Consider the following 18,811-nt stretch of genomic DNA (forward strand, 5'->3'; position numbering starts at 1 on the left):
CTATTTTTTTATGTCTTCCATGATACTGTACAGTCTGGCTGCCGCATCCGGAACACCGAGTGATTTTGTCCGCTCACTCATGTCTTTTAAGGTTTCTTCATTCATGACGATTTTGTCCAGCGCAGCGATCAGTTTTTCTCCGCTGAGCTCGGTTTCCTTCAGTACGATTGCAGCGTCATGCTGGCTGAGCGCCTTCGCATTGACTTCCTGGTGATTGGCTGTCACATACGGGCTCGGAATAAGCACGCTCGGAATGCCGAGAGCGGTGATCTCCGCAATCGTCGTCGCTCCGGCTCTTGCCACAATGACATCAATTGATTGTAAGTACTCCGGCATTTGGTGCAAAAACGGTTTTGTCACCATGTTATCAGCGGCTTTTCCGCCTTTCAGCTCAGCCGTTACCTTCTCGTAATGCACTTCCCCGGTAATATAAAGGACTTGGTAAGGTCTCGTTTTCAATTCTTCCTGCATCTCTATAACGGCACGGTTAATGGGAGCCGCGCCTCTGCTTCCGCCGAAAATGAGCACCGTTTTTTGATTGTCTTTCAGCCCGCACTCAGTTAATGAGCGGCCTGTCTTAATTGAGACGACTTCAGAGGCTCTCGGGTTTCCCGTAAACACAACTTTTTCAGCAGGAAAATGCGATTTTGCCTCTTCAAAGCAAATTGCCACCTTATTAACATATTTCGAGAGAAACTTATTTGTGATGCCGGGCAGGCTGTTTTGCTCATGAATGATCGTCGGAATCCCCATTTTTGCCGCCGCGTATACGACCGGACCGCATACATAGCCGCCTGTACCGATAACGGCATCCGGTTTAAACTCTTTTAAATATGATTTGCTTTTCGTCACGCCTTTTAAGAAACGCATGACGGTTTTTACATTTTCAAAAGAAAGTTTTCGTTTGAAACCTGTAATTTCAATGGCGCGAAACGGAATATTTTCCCGTTCAACAATTTTTTTCTCAAGACCGTTCTCTGTTCCGATATACAAAAATTCCACATCCGGATGCCGGCGCTGAACTTCTTTAATAAAGGCCAGGGCCGGATAAATATGTCCTCCGGTTCCGCCTCCGCTTACTGCAATACGCATTCGTATGTCCCCCTTAATCACATAGCGATAACCCTGTTTTTTAGGACAGGGTTATTGATGTTGTCTGTTTTTTTATAGATAACGAATAAATCATGAGTGATGAGGCAAGATACAGATCAATACCTCGAGTACCGGCTGACATTTAAAAGCACGCCGACCGCTGCGAGCATCAGCGTCAGTGATGAGCCTCCGTAGCTTAAAAACGGCAGCGTAATTCCTGTTACCGGGATCAGCCCCGTCACAACGCCGATATTAATCATGACTTGAATAGCTATCATAGAAATAATACCGATGGCGACAAAGCTTCCGTATAAATCCGGCGCGCCGAGGGCAATCCTGACGCCCCGCCATAATAAAATACTGAACAGCAGCAATATGAGCGAACCGCCGATAAAGCCGAGTTCCTCAGATAAAATAGCAAAAATGAAATCGGTTTGCGGCTCCGGCAGGTAAAAAAACTTTTGCCGGCTTTGGCCGAGCCCCATCCCGAACAGACCGCCCGGACCTACGGCATAGAGCGACTGAATGATCTGAAATCCGCTTCCAAGCGGATCCTCCCACGGGTTTAAGTAAGAGGTAATCCGTTTAATCCGATAAGGAGCGGACAGAACTAGTGCCGCAAATCCGCTTAAACCGATGAGTCCGAGGAACGCAAAATGAGCGATTCGCGCACCGGAAACAAAAATCATCACGATGCACGTGCCCACCATTACCGTCCCCGTTCCCAGGTCTGGCTGGCACATAATAATAATAAATGCAGAAAACACGATTCCGAGCGCGGGAACGAATCCGCGTCTGAATGACGTAATATTCTTCTGTTTTTCAGAAAGAAATTTAGCCAGAAACGCGATCATCGCGAGTTTCATAAACTCCGAAGGCTGAATGCTGAACGCTCCCACTCCGATCCAGCTTCTTGAACCGTTCCGCACCATTCCGACTCCCGGAATCAGCACAAGCACAAGCAGAAAAAAGCAAATGATCAGAAGCAGCTTCGACCATGTGCGCCATGTCCAATAATCCACATTCATAATGAAAAACATGGCAATGACGCCGATCCCCGCAAACAGCAGCTGCCGTTTCGCGAAGAAAAACGAGTCGTCAAATTTATAATCCGCCCATACCGCACTTGCACTGTAGACCATAATTAATCCTATTGTTAAAAGCAATAACGTAATGATAACTAATAACAAATCAGGCGCTGTTTTTTTAGTAGTCAAAGCAATCGACACCCCAAGCATAAGTCATTTAGGGCTGCCGATGAACAGAGACAAGCCCTTACTTAAGCATATGCACGGCATCTATAAACATGTCACCGCGTTCTTCAAATGTTTTGAACTGATCCCAGCTTGCACACGCGGGTGACAAGAGGATGACGTCTCCTTCATTTGAGAGCGCAAACGCCGCAGATACTGCTTGTTCAACATTATCGACACGTTTGACATGTTGTATTCCCAGCTCATTGCCCAGTTTTTCTATCTTCGGCGCTGTCTGTCCGAACGCCAGGACCGCTTTGACATTGTCCATATACGGTTTCAGGTCGTCAAAACCGTTGCCGCGGTCCAGTCCGCCTGCAAGCAGAATAACCGGTGCTTTGAATGCGGAGAGCGCTTTGCTTGTGGCCAAAATATTCGTCGCTTTGCTGTCATTATAAAATTTACGATTCTGGATCGCAGTTACATACTGCAGACGGTGTTTGACACCGGTAAAGCTTGTCAGCACCTTCTGAATCGCTTTATTAGACGCGCCCGCCGTTTTTGCCGCGGCTACAGCGGCCAATATATTTTCTAAATTGTGCGCGCCCGGCAGTACGATGTCATCAACAGGCAGAATCGCTTCATTGCCGAACATCAGCATTCCGTCTTTAATGAATGCGCCGCTTGACAGTTCCTGGTGAACTGAAAACGGAACGGTGCCGGCTTTTCCGCTTTCGGCAAGCCGCACGACTGTTTCATCGCTTTGATTCACGATGGCCGTATCACTCTCAAGCTGATGAAGATACACGTTCTGCTTGGCTTTTTCATAGTTTTCACGGCTGTGATGATAATCCAAATGAGCGTCGAATACATTTAAAATCAGGCCGATTTCAGGTCTGAACGCATGAGTCCCCATAAGCTGGAACGAAGAAAGCTCTGTGACGATCCATTCATCACCGTCAGCATGATAAGCCACTTCACTGGCGACAGTGCCGATATTCCCTGCGATCAGCGCCTTTATCGAGTCAGCTTTCAGCATTTCATAAATCAGGGTCGTCGTTGTTGTTTTCCCGTTTGAACCTGTAATGCCGATGAATTTTGCATTGGTGATATAATACGCAAGCTCGATTTCCGTCCAGACCGGGATGCCTCTTCTTTGCGCTTCCTCCACCATGATATTTTCATACGGGATTCCGGGATTTTTGATCAGAATGGTAATGTGATGCTGATCAAAAAGTGACGTCGGATGCTCACCGCAGATGACTTCAATTCCTCTTTCTGCAAGCCTTTGGGCAGGTTCGTTCTCTTCAAAGGCTTTTTGATCATTCACGACGACGTTAACGCCTTTTTCATGAAGAATCGACGCAGCCGCATATCCGCTTTTCGCCAGTCCGAGGACCAGAAAGTTTTGTTTTTGCAAAAAAAGTTCGTTTTCCACTTATAACCACACCTCGATGTAAATTCCTAAAACGGCAAGCAGCAGTCCCGCAGTCCAGAATGTGACGACAACTCTCCATTCAGACCATCCGACCAATTCGTAATGGTGGTGAAGCGGACTCATCTTAAAGATTCGTTTTCCTGTCGTTTTAAAGCTGATGACTTGTAAGATAACAGATAAGGTCTCAATAACAAATACTCCGCCGATAATGACGAGCAGAATTTCAAGCTTCGTCAGAATGGCAACGGTCACGATCGCTCCTCCGAGCGCAAGCGAACCGGTATCCCCCATAAATACCTTGGCGGGATGGGCATTGAATACAAGAAAACCGAGAACGGCGCCGACAACGGCAACCGAGAAAATCGCAACGTCATATTGTGACTGGTTCCATGCAAGGATGGCGAAAGCGCCGAATGCGATAGCCGCGGTACCGGACAAGAGACCGTCCAGACCGTCTGTCAGGTTGACGGCATTTGAACCTCCGACAAGCATAAAGAGAACGAGGATAAAGTATCCCCAGCCGAGATCGATTGACAGATGTGTGCCCGGCACCCGGATGCCGGTTGAAAAATGGCAATAATGATATACTCCGTAAAATACAATGGCAATAATGATCTGGCCGATCAATTTCTGCTTCGACGTCAATCCGAGATTCCGTTTCATTACTACTTTAATATAGTCATCCAGAAAGCCGAGCAGGCCGTATCCGATCGTGACAAACAGCAGAAGAAACATTTCCGCGCTCAGATGCGAAAATTTCTGCGTCATGACAATCGCCGTAATGGCGATGGATACGATAATCATGACTCCGCCCATCGTCGGCGTCCCTGATTTTTTCATATGTGATTTCGGCCCCTCTTCCCTGATACTTTGGCCGAATTTTAAACGTCTTAAAAACGGGATAAGAATCGGAGATATCAGAACACTGATTAAAAATCCCATTATTATTGTAAATAAAATCACTTGCTCAAGCATTGCTCTTTTCTCCTCCCGTTTCGTTCAAACGACATACGTATTTATCATATTCACATTGTGTCCCCGTAATTCTTTTCATTTCCCTCATTCTAACACTCTTTCCTGTTTTACTTTTTATTCAGCTCAACAATAGCTCTACCCGCTACTTCGGCGTCATCAAAGTCGAATGTTTCATTGCCGATCTGCTGATAGGTTTCATGCCCTTTCCCGGCAATCAGAACCACATCTCCCTTTTTCGCGTTGGCAATGGCAAAAAAGATAGCCTGCTCGCGGTTTGCGATACTGTGATAGTAAGTGCCTTCTACCCCTCTTTCCATATCTCTTAATATGGCCAGCGGGTCCTCGCTTCTCGGGTTATCTGAAGTAAAAATCGGTTCGTCGGCAATCCGCACCGCAATTTCCGCCATTTTCGGGCGTTTCGTTTTGTCCCGGTCTCCGCCGCATCCGACGACGACGAAAAGCTTGCCCTCTGTCATGTCTTTACATGTATTCAGAACGTTTTCCAGACTGTCAGGCGTGTGCGCGTAATCGACGATCACAGGAAACGGCTGATTATGATTCACCAGTTCAAACCGGCCTCTGACACCTTGCAGCTCTTCAAGAGCGCTTGTGATCGTATCAAACGGCAGACCCGCTGCGATCGCTGTCGCCGCTGCAGCCAGTACGTTATACACGTTGAAGCGGCCGACGAGTGAAACCGTGATCTGCTTTGTTCCTTTTGGCGTAACGAGTTCAAAGCTTGTGCCTTGCGCAGAGATCTCGATTTGTTTCGCCATGACATCGGCATCGTTCTCGATTCCGTATGTAAGGATGTGCGCCGCCGTCACTTTTTCAAAATAAGCACTGGCTTTGTCATCTGCGTTTAAAACGGCCCGCTTCGGCTTTTCGTGGTTAAAGGAGCCGCCCAGCTGGGAAAACAGGAGGCTTTTAGCCTGTCTGTAGTCTTCCATCGTCTTGTGATAGTCTAAATGGTCCTGCGTCAGGTTCGTGAATACGGCGATATCATAATCGCAGCCGTGAACCCTGCCGAGTGACAGAGCGTGAGAAGACACTTCCATAATAGCTGTGTCAACATGCTCATCATTCATTTTCTTGAACGTTTTTTGCAGTGTGACGCTTTCGGGCGTTGTATTTTTGACCGGGAATGTCTCATCCCCGATTTTAATGTACATCGTTCCGATTAAACCGGTCTGCCTTCCCGCTTTTTTGAAAATCTCATCAACCATGTGCGTCGTTGATGTTTTGCCGTTTGTGCCGGTGATGCCGATAAGCTGAAGCTGCTTTGTCGGCTGCCCGTAAAACGCGTCAGAAAGAACGCTGAGCGCCCGCTGTGACCGGCGGACGATAATGACAGGAACATCGACGTCAAGCTCTTTCTCGGCAACGATGGCCGCTGCGCCGTTTTCTGCGGCTTTTTGGGCGAAATCATGTCCGTCTACCGTATACCCTTTTATACATACAAAAAGACTCCCTTTTCTCACTTCCCTGGAGTCCATCTCAATTGAAGTTATGTCAGGGTCATGAAAGTCATTTTGAACAGGTTCGGCCATTAAATATGTAAGCAGCTTTGTAAGTTTCATTGTATCAAACCTCTCAGAAATTCTATTCATTCTTTTATCATGATAACCGTTTATAAAAGTCAGAATGGCTTTTAAACATACAGTTCATATTTTAGCGTAAATAAAAGGATACATCCAGTTAATCTTAAAAGTTATCTTCTTTTTTTCTCTTTATGATAAGAGGCAGCCGAAAACAATCGGCTGCCTCAAAAAGACTCATTCTTCACTCAAGTAAACACGGATCTTTGAGCCTTCTTTTACTTTCGTTCCGGCTGCAGGTGATTGTTTCACAATTTTGCTTCCTTTTCCTGAGGAGTCTATATTCAAATTGACAAGCAGCGACTCAAGATCAGAGACAGACATCCCTACAACATTCGGAACCTCTATTGTTTTTGTGTCGTTCCATTGATATTTTTTCTCGATTTGATTTTTTCGCGGTTTGACGCCGAGCTCAGGCAGACTGTCTCTCATCATATTTCCGACAATCGGCGCGGCGACGGTTCCCCCGAATTGAATCGTACCTTTCGGATTATCAACCGCGACATATACGACAAGGCTCGGGTCATCAGCCGGCGCAAAACCGATAAAGGAGACGATATGGTTGTTTTCGAGATATTTGCCGTCTTTAACCTTTTGTGCGGTACCTGTTTTTCCGCCGACGCGATATCCTTCCACAAAGGCATTCCGCCCCGTTCCCTGAGCGACGACGCTTTCTAAAGCATATCTGATCTGCTTTGACGTTTCCTGGGAAATAACTTGCCTTTTCGCAATCGGCGATTGTTTCTTAACGGTTTTTTTCGTAACGGGATCAACCCACTCTTTGGCGATAAACGGAGTATAAAGCGTTCCGCCGTTTATTGCCGCGGAAACGGCTGCCACCTGCTGAATCGGCGTGACGGAAACCCCTTGTCCGAAAGCGGTTGTCGCCTGTTCGACCGGTCCGACTCTGTCAAGCGGGAATAAGATCCCCGTTCCTTCCCCTTGCAGATCAATGCCTGTTTTCTTTCCAAAGCCGAAGTCCTTAATATATTGAAACAGCTTTTGTTTTCCGAGCCGTTCCCCCAGCTGTACAAACCCGGGGTTGCAGGAATTTTGAACGACTTCAAGATAAGATTGCGAACCGTGGCCGCCCTTTTTCCAGCATCGGAGGCGGGCGCCGTCGACCTCGGCAAATCCTTTGTCATAAAAGTGGTCTCTTTGCAAGTTTACTTTTTGCTCTTGGAGAGCCGCCGCAAGCGTAATAATCTTAAAGGTCGAACCCGGTTCATATGTGCTCCATACCGGCAGGTTCCGGTTGTAAACGGACGGATCCACCGATTGATAGTCAGCCGGATCAAAATCAGGACGGCTTGACATGCCGAGCACTTCCCCGTTTTTCGGATTCATTGCGACCGCAATCATTCCATCCGGGTTATATTTCGCCGCTGCATTGTCGAGCTCCCTTTCTATAATCGTCTGAACCTTGGCATCAATCGTCAATTTCATATCAAGTCCGTCTTTCGGAGGGTTGTAATCATCCGCTTCATCAGGCATTTTCTTCCCCTTGGCATCCGTATAAAATTTCACAGATCCCTTTACACCTTTTAAGTCATCATCATAATAAGCCTCCAATCCGAGAAGGCCCTGGTTATCAATACCGGCAAAACCGAGAACATGGGACAAAAAGCTTCCGTACGGATAATGGCGGATGCTGTCTTCAGCCACATAAACCCCCTTTAAGTCGAGCGCTTTGATTTCTTTCGCTTTTTTATTGGAAATTTTCCGCCCCTCGGGTGAGATTTTTTCTATGGAGGTTTTCTTAGTAATGTGTTTGTAGACCTTCTCTTCCGACATATTTAAAACTGACGCGAGAAGCTTGCCCGTTTTTATGGGATTTTGGATCTGGCGCGGTACGACAAAGACGGTCGGCGCGCTTTTATTAGTAGCCAGCTTCACGCCGTTTCGGTCAAGAATCTCTCCCCGCTCAGGCTCAAACGGCAAATTCCGGCTCCAGGAATCCTTAGCCAGTGAAGTCAGCTTTTCTCCCATCACAAATTGGACATAGCCTAATCTGCTGTCAATGATCAAAAAAATGATTACGCCAAAAAGCAAAACCAGTAATAAACGTTTTCGAACCGTTACATTTGAAACGCGCAAGGGACCGTCCACTCCTTATTTAGGCTTGTTTCAATTTATGCCTCAGCTTGGACACATAGAACGGCGGCGTATAAAAAAGAAGCCCGCGGGCATCCGCGGACTTCTCTGTCCCGTTAATCAGGATTTTTAAATTTCACCTTGATCACGGTATTTTCTTTCAGTTCTTTGCCTTTTTTCACACTTTGGCTTGAAGCGTAACCTTCACCGCTCACATCAATGTGAATACCTGATACTTTGCTGAATTGAAGCACTTCCCGTCTCGACCATCCGGACATATCCGGCATCGTCATCTTTCCGTCTGTTTTTAAGAAGATTTTCTGATTGGTGATCACATCTTCTCCAGCTGTCGGATACTGCTCTTTTACGGCAACATCGCTGCCAATGACAATCGGTGTGAGATGTTCATTTTTCGCTTCCTTCTCAGCGCTCTTGACCGTCTTATCTGTCAGGTCAGGCATCTTTTGGCTTTTCGTTTCTTCCTGACCGGAATCTGTTTTTTCCGTCGGTTCAATATTCAGGTAGTGGAGGCTGTTTTTCATCGTCGGGTTAAAGATTTCCGCGACAGGATCAGAGCTGCTTTGACCCGCTTTTAATTGCGGCTGCTGCACGGCTACATAGATGACGAGCTTAGGATCATTTTTCGGCGCCATGCCCATGAATGAAAACACATAGTTGCTCGTTCCCTTTAAATATCCGCCCGTCCCGGCGATTTGCGCGGTTCCCGTTTTACCCGCGACGTCAAATCCTTCAATTTTATAAGGTTTTCCCGTTCCGATGTCTGACGTCACGACTTCTCCGAGCAGGTTCCGGACTTTTTTCGCCGTATCGGCTGAAATCGGCGTGCCTACTTGCTCTGGTTTTGTCTGCTTGACGACTTTTTTCGTATCGGGGTCGACAATATGATCAATGACGTAAGGTTTCATCATTTTGCCGTTATTGGCAATCGCCGTGACGGCCTGAAGCTGCTGGATCGGCGTTATCGCCGATGCTTGGCCGTAAGCCGTAGACGCTTTGTCAAAATCATATTTGTAGTTAATTTTACTTGATACTTCACCGGGCAGATCAATCCCTGTTTTTTGATAGAGCCCGAATTTGTGCAGGTACTCATTAAACCGGTCAAACCCCAGTTTTTCGTTGGCCAGTTTGGCGAAAGCAACATTGGATGACCTCATGAGGCCGTCACGGAAGCTTGTCATACCCCATCCGGCGCCATCGTTCCAATCTTTAACAGGCCCGCCTCCCACTTTATATGTTCCTGATTTATATTTCTCGTTTGCGGAAAACACATTTTCCTGAATCGCCGCGGCAAGCGTAAAGATCTTCATCGTTGAACCCGGTTCATACGCGTACGACACTAAGTCGTTGTAATAATTGGTGACGTTTCTGATATTCGGGTCGAAACTCGGACGCTGCCCCATCGCAAGCACTTTGCCTGTTTTCGGTTCTACGACAGCCGCCATAATTTTTTTCGGTTTATATTTTTCCGCTACTTTCGTCATGCTGTCTTCTAAAAAGGTTTGAATTTTCTGATCAATGGTTAAATATACATTGTCACCGTTTTTAGGTGCGGTGATTTTTTCTTTGCTGTTCGGAAGTTTCCAGCCGGATTTATCACTTTCGTAAGTGACAGATCCGTCGCGTTCCGTCAGATAGTTGTTCAGTATTTTTTCAAGCCCTAAAGAGCCCTGTATCTCGTTTGTTTTTTCATTCACATCGGCATAGCCGAGAACATTTGACAAAAATATGCCGTTCGGATAGTAGCGCTTCGTATCTCTTAAGAAAGAAATACCCGGAAGATTCATTTTTTCGATCTTTTGTTTTTTCGCATAAGAGATATCGCGGCCGGCTGAACCGAATTCCACCTGCTTCGCGCCATCCCTGTTTAAGATGTCCAGAATCTCGCTTTTATCAAGATTGATAACGGTCGCCAGTTTTTCCGCCGTTTTCTCTTTGTCTTTGACATGCTGAGGATGCTTCTTGTCGGTCGTCATCTTTTTATCAAGCACGGCAATGAGCTTATATGTCGCCGTGTCCTCTGCAAGCACTTTGCCGTTCCGGTCAAGAATAGAGCCGCGGCTCGCTTCTATCGTCCGCTTTTTTTCGTGCTGCTCGGTCGCTTTTGTTGCAAGTTCTACACCGTTTGCTTTACCGGTTAATTGAATGTACGCCATTCTCCCGAGAATGACAAAGAAAAAGAGAGCGAAACAAATACTGAGTATCGCTGCTCCTCTGTTCATAAACTTATTTTTTTTCGGCATGGGTTATCATTCCTGTATGTTTTTCACTTTTTTATCTTTCAGATTCAAACCGTGCTTTTTGGCGATATCCATCAGGCGCTGCGGCTGGCTTAAGTCAGCAGCCGTCTTTTCGAGATCACCGATCTGCTTATTCTTCTCAGATACTTTCTCCTCCAGTTTTTGCACCTCAATATTGGATTGGTACGCCGCGTATGCCTTTGATACGATAAACATTGATGTGGAGAGAACGGCAATGGCAAACAGGACGAGCAGCACCTTTTCCCCGAGTGTAATGGAAGCCCTTTTTTTGACAATCACCTTTTTTTCGGGACTTATCACTGGCCGTTGTTGTTTTTCCTGCTGGTAAGCTAAGTTGCTCATAGGCTGATGACCTCCTTTAATGTTGTCATTTGCTGCCCGTTATTTTCGTTTCTCCGCAATGCGGAGCTTCGCTGACCGGGCGCGGTTATTTTCTTCAAGCTCCTCTTTTGATGCCGTAATGGGCTTTCTCGTAATCAGTTTTAATTCCGGTTCAAATTCTTCCGGTATCACGGGAAGACCCGGAGGCAGTTCGGGAAGTGATGATTTTTCCTTGAATGTCGTCTTGCACATTCTGTCTTCCAGCGAGTGAAAAGTGATCACAGACACCCTTCCGCCCGGCTTCAGCACCTCTATCGCTTGCAAGAGGGCCTCTTCAAATACTTGAAGCTCGTCGTTTACGGCGATTCGAATGGCTTGGAATACACGTTTGGCCGGATGACCTCCGCTTCTTCTCGCCGGAGCCGGTATCGCGTCCTTTATTAGATCGACCAGTTGGCCGGTTGTTTGAATAGGCGATTTTTCTCTAGCCTCTTCAATTTTTCGGGCGATCTGCTTGCTGAATTTTTCTTCTCCGTATTTAAAGAAAATCCTCACAAGGTCCTCATACCGCCATTCATTTACGACTTCTTTCGCCGTAAGGGCGGCCGACTGGTCCATCCTCATGTCCAGCGGTGCGTCATGATGATAGCTGAATCCCCGTTCCGGTGTATCAAGCTGCGGAGAGGATACTCCTAAATCAAATAAAATTCCGTCGACACTCGTAATGCCGTGTTCATGTAAACACTCTTTTAAATAACGAAAGTTGCTTTTCACCAGAATAAGCTGTCCTTTGTATTCGGACAATGTTTTCTTTGCGTTTTCAAGTGCTGTGTCATCTTGGTCAAGGGCGATCAAGCGTCCTTTTTCCGATAATTGCTGCAATAAATATGTACTGTGCCCGGCGCCGCCAAGGGTGCAGTCCACATAGGTTCCGTCCGGTTTGATATTTAAACCGTCGACGGTTTCACGAAGAAGTACTGTCTTATGCTGAAACATTTGTGTCGGTCCCACCTTTATAAGGAATGAATTGAATTGTCAGTTGTTGTTGTGATGCACGAAGATCCATTATATATCAAATCCAATCATGTTTTCAGCAATTTCAGCGAATGAATCTTCTTGCTCTTCTGTGTATTGTTCCCATATTACCTTACTCCACAATTCAATTCGATTGGAAACCCCGATGACAACACATTCTTTTTCCAGTTTTGCGTAATTCAGAAGAGATGACGCAATATTAACCCTTCCCTGCTTGTCCAGTTCGCATTCGGTCGCACCGGAAAAAAAGAATCGGGTAAATGCGCGGGCGTCTTTTTTGGTGAGCGGCAGAGCCTTCAGCTTTTCTTCAATCAGCTTCCATTCATTCATCGGATAGCCGAAAAGGCATTGGTCCAGTCCTCTGGTCAGCACAAACTGCTCACCGAGGCCTTCTCTGAATTTTGCGGGTACGATCATGCGGCCCTTTGCATCAATTGTATGCCGGTATTCACCCATAAACATGATAAGGACCCCCACTTTCTCCCCTAAACTCACCACTATCCGCCACTTCTCTCCACAACCTCATTTTACACTGTTTACACATAAAAAAAAACCCTGAACTATTCAGGGTTCTTTAAAACTTTATTTCAAAGTTTGACAATCTGATGTTGGTTTTGAAAAGAAAATGGCAGATGTTTGAAGGTTGTGAAGAATTTTGGACCGTAGCGGTTCAGATAATACATCACATTCCAAATCCGTTCCTGCGGAGCGCCGAGCGGTCTGATGCTGTTTTGGATTCTTTCATAGTCACGCAGCACAAAGCCTTCTTTTTCTTCAATTCTTTTCGTTACCGTCCGTTCTAAAAACAAGAGCTGATCTTGAATGAAAGCGGCATTCTTCTGTAAGAGCGGCTCAAGGCTTGAATCGACCTTCAGCGCTTCGTCCCTTGCGCTTTTATGGACAGCTTCAATCTGAGACTTCGCCTGCTCCATTACAGAAGAAAACTCTTCCGGAATCTGCTCTTCAAAATAATTGTCTTTCAGGTGTCCGGTGCCGTGTTCGATCGCTTCCTGAAGCGGGATATTCCGTTCTGAAAGCTTCTTTTCAATATGGCGCTCAAGAATCGTAATGTTCAGTCTCGGCACTACCGGCGTCATGCGAAAGCCCATTAATGAGAAAGCCTGCTTCAGCTCACCCCAATAATTGATCTCCCCCGGTCCCGCGATAAACGCCAGAGTCGGGATGAGAAACTCCTGCATAAGCGGCCTTGTCACAACGTTATTGCTGAAACATTCCGGTTTTTCTTCCATATGGGAATGAAGCTCGTCGTTCGTCCACTTCAGGTCAAGCTCCTTAATGACAAAAACGCCGTTTTCTTTTTCAATTAAGAAACGCTCTCCCTCATGTTCGTAAAACAGATTGGCCTGATCTTTGTCCGATTCAATAATCGGTTGATAACCGGCTTCCCGCATAAAACGCTGCTGGTCTGAAACGGCTTTGGCAAGCTCATGATTGTGTTTTAAAATCTGCTGAAACATACCCGTTTCGAGCTTTTTAATCCCCGGATCTCCCGAATTCATCAGAATAAGGCCTTCTTCTTGAAACAAGTCGGCGATCAACAGCTCAAAAAAGTCCGTGAATGTCTCTGATGAGCGTAAACATCGCTTCACGTTTTGAAGGAGTGTGTTTGTGTGATCCGTTTCCTCAAAAGCAGCGAACACTTCATCAATCCAAGCCGCGCATTTTTCCTGATCAAGCTCGGTTTTAGCCGCCGATGTTTTTTTCCAGTACGACTGCGGCAGTTTCTGTTTCACCGGACCTTTATTCTCTGTTGACGTATGCACAAAATTGATTTCTTCCAGATCGTGATCTTCACCCGCCACCCAGAAAATCGGAACGACAGGAATCTGTAACGCCTCTTCCTGCTGTCTGGCAAGTACGATAATGGAGATAATTTTATGTATGGTGTAAAGAGGCCCCGTTAAAAGACCGGCCTGCTGGCCGCCTACAACCGCTGCGCTTTTTGGATCTCTCAGTTTTTCGATGGAGGCCTGCATGGCGGCGGAGTGAAATTTTTCGTGATAGGAGGATAAATAATCCGCTAATTCCTCTCTGGCAAACGGCCGCGAAGACAAGTCATGGAGCCGCTTTTGCCATACGTCCTCTGAATGAATATCATAATCAAAAAATGAAGACATGTTTTCTCCATCTATATAGTGCTGCACAAACTTATTTTGACTTTTGATGGAAAGTTCAGTTAGCTGCATCTGTCTGGAACTTCCTTTCTCCAATAAATAGTTAGGTTTCCGAAATGAGTATAGCATGTTACCGGAAAACCTCAAAAGACTTTGTTTCAGTTTCTTTCTAACGCTTTTATGCTGCGGTGTAAAAACGTGAGATGAACGGCCGGCAATCCGCAGCTTTCCGCTTCTTTTACAAGGTAGCCGATAATCGCATCAACCTCTGTCCGCCTGCCTGCCATGATATCGACGAGCATGGAAGAATGATTTTTTTCCGTCAGTCTGCACACTTCGCAAACCTTGTTCCACGCTTTTTCTCTATCGGCGAGGCCAAGAATTGTCTCCGCTTCTTCAAATACGTTTCTCATATACTTTTTGTAAGCGTCATTTCTTAACAGCTCTCCGTTTTTCACGCGCAGCAATGCAGTTAACGGGTTGATGCATACATTTATGATCAGTTTTCCCGTTAACAGCCGATACCAGTCGTTTTCATCATATACGGGAAAATCCCGGTGCATGCCGGAAAAGATGCTTTTGATCGTTTCCGGCCGGGATGCGCTGAATACACTCCATCTTACGGCTCCCGCTCCCGTATGTTCAACGGCATGATCTGATATCTTTTTTGCTCCGTGCTCAACTGTGCCGGCATAAAGCGAATGATCTGTTTGCCAATCTTTCATGTCGTGTATGTGTCCCATGCCGTTTTGCAAAAACAGCACATTCGTCCCTTTTATCGTCTCAAGATCCCGCAGCACAGCACTGAGCTGATGCTGTTTAACGGCTGCGATTAAAAGGTCGAATCCGGAAGTGATGCCTGTTTGCGCTCTGCATGCCGCCGTACATTCTATTCCGTCTTTCAAAAGCCGTATACCGCCTGAGTTAATCGCATCAGCCTGCTCCGTCCGCCGCGTAATGACCGTTACCTGATGGCGGGACGATAAGTAGTAAGCACATAAAAGGCCTACCGCTCCGCCGCCGATAATTCCGATTTTCACACTGTCACACCCTATATCTGCATTTTTCCATATTATCATAGCAGAAGCCGCCGCAAATTACTTCAATTTCGTTTTGAGCAAAAAGACTGGCAAGCATATTATAGTTGGAATTTTCAATTAAAGCGTTTACAATAATGGTAGAACACAACAAAGGGGGAGTTTGTGTTGAAAATAGAGCGACTGCTCATCAACTTTAAGACACTCGAAGAATTTAAAAGGTTTAAGGAATACGGGATGCAGGAGCTGTCGATGCTTGAAGATCTTCAGGATAATATCATTGAAAATGACAGCACCTCGCCTTTTTACGGGATTTACTTCGGGGATAAACTAGTGGCGAGAATGAGTTTATATCAGGTAAACGGAGGCACGAATCCGTATTTTGATCAGCGTCAGGACTTTTTGGAACTTTGGAAGCTTGAGGTTCTTCCGGGCTATCAAAACAACGGATACGGAAAAGCGCTTGTTGATTTTGCAAAATCCTTCAGAATGCCGATCAGGACAAATTCACGCATGAAATCAGCAGATTTCTGGGATAAGATGAATTTTGAGCCCGTTAAATATGATATGGCGCGTGATAAAGGAGAAAATCCTTATATCTGGCATCCCGATATGGACGGTGAAATGACATCCGGAGAAACGGCATAATAAAAAACCGGCCGGGCCGCCGCCCCCAGGCCGGTTCATTTTACAGGCTCTGCGCCGATTTTCTGTCGTCTTCTTTTGAATTTACCATCCTTCTCGCTCTGTCCATAATGTCAATTAACGCTTTATAATCTTCTTCCGTCATCTCCAGCTTGTTTCTCAAGCTTTCATTTTCCTCACGCAGATCCTCGACTTCTTTTTGCAGCGCGGTCAGCTGTTCTGTGAGTTTTTCTTTTTCATGACGCACATCCGCTGCGGCCGGCGACTCTTTAAATTGCTGCAGAAACAAAATGACATCATCAATGGACAGCTCTTTTTCTCCTTCCGCCCTGCGGATCGGAGGCTGTTTGACGGTTCCCGGCATATTGGCGGAATGCACCCCGATCTGCTTTCTTAATTCCTTCCGCTGTTTTTTCGCCAGTTCTATCCCTGACTGATATTGTTTTCTGACATAAGAATTCCATCTGAACCCGCAGGCGGCAGCCGTTCTCGTCAGCGCTCTGCCGACTTCTTCAAAAGCGGAAAGCTGGGTCCCGCCTTCCCGAATATGCCTGAGCACCACTTCGGCCAGCAGCAAATCTTCATCTTGCGTCCACGCGTCTTGTCTCGTTATCGTCAATCGTATCTCCCTCCATATTTGCTCATTTACCTCATACATATGCCGCTGATAGATTAGATAGACTACTGGCGCTCACAATTTTTTCGGCGGAAGCAGGCCGGAGGGGCAAAAAAAAGAAAAGCGCAGGAACCGAGATTCCCGCGCTTTTCTTCATACATTAATTGCTTTTAACATTTATGTCTTTGCCGTTGTATGATCCGCATGCTTTACATACACGGTGAGACAATTTCATCTCTCCGCATGACGGGCATTCTGTCATACCAGGTACATTTAGTTTGAAATGTGTACGGCGCAATCTTTTTTTCATTTTAGAAGTTCTTCTAAAAGGTACAGCCATTATTCCCACCTCCTTAAAGAGTTAAGATTCATCATCTTGTGTTAAGAGCTTTTTCAGATCCGCAAGTCTGGGGTCGATTTGATTTTTCTTGTCTTCCTCAGAAATCACTTGCCAATCCTTCCCCACTTGGGGAGCGGCTCCTTCTTTTTGTTCAGTTTCACAAAAGACTTGCATAGGAATTTCTAAAAGAATCTCTTCTTTTACGATCGGAGTTAAGTCGACGGTATCGTCTTCAGCAATATGAACGTCCTCATCTTCTATATCATCCGACTTATGAAATCTAAACAGTTCTTTTGTCGCGATTGTAAATGGATACGGCACATCAACTAAAGTTCTTGAGCACGGCAAAACCATTTCGCCTGAAATCGTAAAGTCAAACGAAACTTGCTTGGATTCAATCTCCGCGTGGCCCTTCACCCGGACGGGAGAAATGCGGCGGATGTCAGAATTCAATTTTGTCAGCTCATTTAACTCAACTGTTTCATCAAATTCAAAGCTCTTTTTCGCCATTTGATGAAGCTGATAAATCGTCCATTTCATTTGTATCACCTCAGGAAAGCAACAAACATGATTATAGCTTTTCAGAATGTTTTTGTCAATATTTTTTCTTTACAGCATAATGCCGCCGTCATGCAATCGTTGACAGCCGGATAGGCTATGCATACACTAAACGAAACGGACTAAAATATGCACTTCATTTGCAAATGTACCACACGAAGCAAAACATAGCAAGAAAGGCGGGACAAATATGAAAGCAGTCGGCCTGGTTGTTGAATATAATCCCTTTCATAACGGACACCGCTATCATGCGGAACAAGCAAAAATCAAAACGGACAGCAGCGTCGCGGCGGCGGTGATGAGCGGCCCTTTTTTGCAGCGCGGGGAACCGGCCGCCGTCTCAAAGTGGGCCCGGACAAAAATGGCGCTGGAAAACGGCGTGGATATCGTCATTGAGCTCCCTTATATATATGCCGTACAAAAAGCGGAATTATTCGCGCGCGGCAGCGTTTCGCTTCTTCATCATTTAGGATGCAGCAGCTTGTTTTTCGGCAGCGAAAACGGGCGGATCGAACCCTTTATTGAAGCGTCTGAAGCGTTCAGCCGAAAGGAAGATGACTGCAGCCTGATTCTGAAAGAGGAGCTGAAAAAGGGTCTCAGCTATCCGGCCGCCGCCTCAAAAGCTTTTTCACACATATTCAAAGGGCGGGACATGCTCGATTTGTCCAAGCCGAACAATATTCTCGGTTTTCACTACGTTAGAGCGATACACACCTCCGGTTCCGCTATGAAGCCTTATACAACAGCCAGAATCGCTTCCCAATATCATGACGCCGAGCTTCCCGGAGATAACAGCCGGATAGCCAGCGCAACAAGCATCCGGAGAGCGCTGATAGAAAAAGGAACGGCGGCCGCAAAGAGCTTTCTCCCGGAAGCATCTGCGCGTCAGCTGGAGGCATACAGAAATTCATACGGAATATGGCACAGCACGGAAGACTATTTTTCATATGTAAAATACAGCCTCAGCACTCTTTCCGCTGAAGAATTGAGCCGAATCTATGAAGTGGAAGAAGGCCTTGAGCACAGAATTCTGCGCACCATCAGACAAGCCCGATCCTATCGCGAAATGATGGAACGATTGAAAACAAAACGATACACGTGGACGAGGCTGCAGCGGATGAACACGCACATTCTGACACGGACGAAAAAAGAAGACATGCATCGGCTCTTGCAGCCTTCAAGCGCTCCTTATATCCGTCTTCTCGGAATGACGAAAAAAGGACAGGCGTACCTGTCGGCAAAGAAAAAAGAGCTTACCGCACCTCTCGTCAGCAAGCTCTCTTCTTTCTCTCATCCCGCTCTGGATCTGGACATACTGGCGGGACGGGTTTACAGCCTGCCGATAAAAGAACCTGAACGCACATTGTTTGAGAAGCAGGAATTTTCACAAGCCCCGATCCGCTATGATGAAGACGAAAAGCGTTTTTTGAATGCGTAAAAAAAGCACCTGACTGT

General features: G+C 46.2%; 17 protein-coding genes. 2 read left to right on the forward strand and 15 right to left on the reverse strand.

Translation table 11 applies throughout. The features are described 5' to 3' along the window. From murG to K3G25_RS10260, 12 genes are all read right to left on the reverse strand, one after another. Complete coding sequence (gene murG / locus K3G25_RS10205; RefSeq protein WP_232489720.1) at nucleotides 1-1,092, reverse strand: undecaprenyldiphospho-muramoylpentapeptide beta-N-acetylglucosaminyltransferase; 1,092 nt, start codon at nucleotides 1,090-1,092, stop codon at nucleotides 1-3. A 116-nt stretch (nucleotides 1,093-1,208) separates the two neighbouring features. Continuing rightward, a complete protein-coding gene (spoVE, locus tag K3G25_RS10210) occupies nucleotides 1,209-2,309 on the reverse strand; it encodes a stage V sporulation protein E (RefSeq protein WP_003154430.1) in 1,101 nt (366 codons plus the stop codon). Between the two features lie 58 nt (nucleotides 2,310-2,367). Then, nucleotides 2,368-3,723 (reverse strand): UDP-N-acetylmuramoyl-L-alanine--D-glutamate ligase, encoded by a 1,356-nt coding sequence (gene murD / locus K3G25_RS10215; RefSeq protein ID WP_232489721.1) that lies wholly within the window; start codon nucleotides 3,721-3,723, stop codon nucleotides 2,368-2,370. After that, complete coding sequence (gene mraY, locus K3G25_RS10220; RefSeq protein ID WP_007409707.1) at nucleotides 3,724-4,698, reverse strand: phospho-N-acetylmuramoyl-pentapeptide-transferase; 975 nt, start codon at nucleotides 4,696-4,698, stop codon at nucleotides 3,724-3,726. It lies immediately after the preceding gene. Between the two features lie 107 nt (nucleotides 4,699-4,805). Continuing rightward, a complete protein-coding gene (locus tag K3G25_RS10225; RefSeq protein WP_014417717.1) occupies nucleotides 4,806-6,278 on the reverse strand; it encodes a UDP-N-acetylmuramoyl-L-alanyl-D-glutamate--2,6-diaminopimelate ligase in 1,473 nt (490 codons plus the stop codon). Nucleotides 6,279-6,473: 195 nt separating this feature from the next. Beyond that, nucleotides 6,474-8,393, reverse strand: a complete 1,920-nt coding sequence (locus K3G25_RS10230) for a stage V sporulation protein D (RefSeq protein WP_014417716.1) — start codon at nucleotides 8,391-8,393, stop codon at nucleotides 6,474-6,476. Nucleotides 8,394-8,506: 113 nt separating this feature from the next. Further along, entirely contained in the window at nucleotides 8,507-10,651 is a 2,145-nt protein-coding gene (gene pbpB, locus K3G25_RS10235; RefSeq protein WP_095060016.1) for a penicillin-binding protein 2B, read from the reverse strand. Nucleotides 10,652-10,657: 6 nt separating this feature from the next. Next, nucleotides 10,658-11,011 carry a cell division protein FtsL gene (gene ftsL / locus K3G25_RS10240; protein ID WP_003154442.1) on the reverse strand — a complete coding sequence of 118 codons (354 nt, stop codon included), beginning with the start codon at nucleotides 11,009-11,011 and terminating at the stop codon, nucleotides 10,658-10,660. A gap of 39 nt (nucleotides 11,012-11,050) precedes the next feature. Beyond that, the gene (gene rsmH / locus K3G25_RS10245; RefSeq protein ID WP_232489722.1) at nucleotides 11,051-11,986 is read right to left on the reverse strand and encodes a 16S rRNA (cytosine(1402)-N(4))-methyltransferase RsmH; all 936 of its coding nucleotides are present in this window, start codon (nucleotides 11,984-11,986) and stop codon (nucleotides 11,051-11,053) included. A 69-nt stretch (nucleotides 11,987-12,055) separates the two neighbouring features. Next, nucleotides 12,056-12,487, reverse strand: coding sequence for a division/cell wall cluster transcriptional repressor MraZ (gene mraZ, locus K3G25_RS10250; protein ID WP_003154445.1), 432 nt, complete (start codon nucleotides 12,485-12,487; stop codon nucleotides 12,056-12,058). A gap of 125 nt (nucleotides 12,488-12,612) precedes the next feature. After that, nucleotides 12,613-14,232 (reverse strand): bacillithiol biosynthesis cysteine-adding enzyme BshC, encoded by a 1,620-nt coding sequence (gene bshC, locus K3G25_RS10255; RefSeq protein ID WP_232489723.1) that lies wholly within the window; start codon nucleotides 14,230-14,232, stop codon nucleotides 12,613-12,615. Nucleotides 14,233-14,318: 86 nt separating this feature from the next. Then, entirely contained in the window at nucleotides 14,319-15,200 is an 882-nt protein-coding gene (locus tag K3G25_RS10260; RefSeq protein WP_031303996.1) for a 2-dehydropantoate 2-reductase, read from the reverse strand. A gap of 162 nt (nucleotides 15,201-15,362) precedes the next feature. On the opposite strand from K3G25_RS10260, the gene K3G25_RS10265 reads away from it, so the two are divergent. Beyond that, nucleotides 15,363-15,845, forward strand: a complete 483-nt coding sequence (locus K3G25_RS10265; RefSeq protein ID WP_012117497.1) for an N-acetyltransferase — start codon at nucleotides 15,363-15,365, stop codon at nucleotides 15,843-15,845. Nucleotides 15,846-15,885: 40 nt separating this feature from the next. On the opposite strand, the gene gerR is transcribed toward K3G25_RS10265, so the two are convergent. The 3 genes from gerR to K3G25_RS10280 all read right to left on the reverse strand — a co-directional run bounded on the left by gerR (nucleotide 15,886) and on the right by K3G25_RS10280 (nucleotide 17,338). Then, nucleotides 15,886-16,461 (reverse strand): sporulation-specific transcriptional regulator GerR, encoded by a 576-nt coding sequence (gene gerR / locus K3G25_RS10270; RefSeq protein ID WP_014417712.1) that lies wholly within the window; start codon nucleotides 16,459-16,461, stop codon nucleotides 15,886-15,888. A 157-nt stretch (nucleotides 16,462-16,618) separates the two neighbouring features. Next, complete coding sequence (rpmF, locus tag K3G25_RS10275; protein WP_003154457.1) at nucleotides 16,619-16,798, reverse strand: 50S ribosomal protein L32; 180 nt, start codon at nucleotides 16,796-16,798, stop codon at nucleotides 16,619-16,621. A gap of 21 nt (nucleotides 16,799-16,819) precedes the next feature. After that, complete coding sequence (locus tag K3G25_RS10280) at nucleotides 16,820-17,338, reverse strand: YceD family protein (protein ID WP_029973505.1); 519 nt, start codon at nucleotides 17,336-17,338, stop codon at nucleotides 16,820-16,822. Nucleotides 17,339-17,546: 208 nt separating this feature from the next. On the opposite strand from K3G25_RS10280, the gene K3G25_RS10285 reads away from it, so the two are divergent. Continuing rightward, entirely contained in the window at nucleotides 17,547-18,794 is a 1,248-nt protein-coding gene (locus tag K3G25_RS10285) for a nucleotidyltransferase (RefSeq protein WP_021493721.1), read from the forward strand. Nucleotides 18,795-18,811: the final 17 nt, after the last annotated feature.

It is taken from the genome of Bacillus sp. FCW2 (assembly GCF_021228595.1).
Lineage (GTDB): Bacteria > Bacillota > Bacilli > Bacillales > Bacillaceae > Bacillus > Bacillus velezensis.

Excerpts from the sequence above, each read along its gene's own strand:
- mraZ (WP_003154445.1), bottom strand. The coding sequence starts at position 12,487 with ATGTTTATGGGTGAATACCGGCATACAATTGATGCAAAGGGCCGCATG.
- rpmF (WP_003154457.1), bottom strand. The coding sequence starts at position 16,798 with ATGGCTGTACCTTTTAGAAGAACTTCTAAAATGAAAAAAAGATTGCGC.
- K3G25_RS10280 (WP_029973505.1), bottom strand. The coding sequence starts at position 17,338 with ATGAAATGGACGATTTATCAGCTTCATCAAATGGCGAAAAAGAGCTTT.
- rsmH (WP_232489722.1), bottom strand. The coding sequence starts at position 11,986 with ATGTTTCAGCATAAGACAGTACTTCTTCGTGAAACCGTCGACGGTTTA.
- mraY (WP_007409707.1), bottom strand. The coding sequence starts at position 4,698 with ATGCTTGAGCAAGTGATTTTATTTACAATAATAATGGGATTTTTAATC.
- K3G25_RS10225 (WP_014417717.1), bottom strand. The coding sequence starts at position 6,278 with ATGAAACTTACAAAGCTGCTTACATATTTAATGGCCGAACCTGTTCAA.
- bshC (WP_232489723.1), bottom strand. The coding sequence starts at position 14,232 with ATGCAGCTAACTGAACTTTCCATCAAAAGTCAAAATAAGTTTGTGCAG.
- pbpB (WP_095060016.1), bottom strand. The coding sequence starts at position 10,651 with ATGCCGAAAAAAAATAAGTTTATGAACAGAGGAGCAGCGATACTCAGT.
- murG (WP_232489720.1), bottom strand. The coding sequence starts at position 1,092 with ATGCGTATTGCAGTAAGCGGAGGCGGAACCGGAGGACATATTTATCCG.
- K3G25_RS10285 (WP_021493721.1), top strand. The coding sequence starts at position 17,547 with ATGAAAGCAGTCGGCCTGGTTGTTGAATATAATCCCTTTCATAACGGA.
- ftsL (WP_003154442.1), bottom strand. The coding sequence starts at position 11,011 with ATGAGCAACTTAGCTTACCAGCAGGAAAAACAACAACGGCCAGTGATA.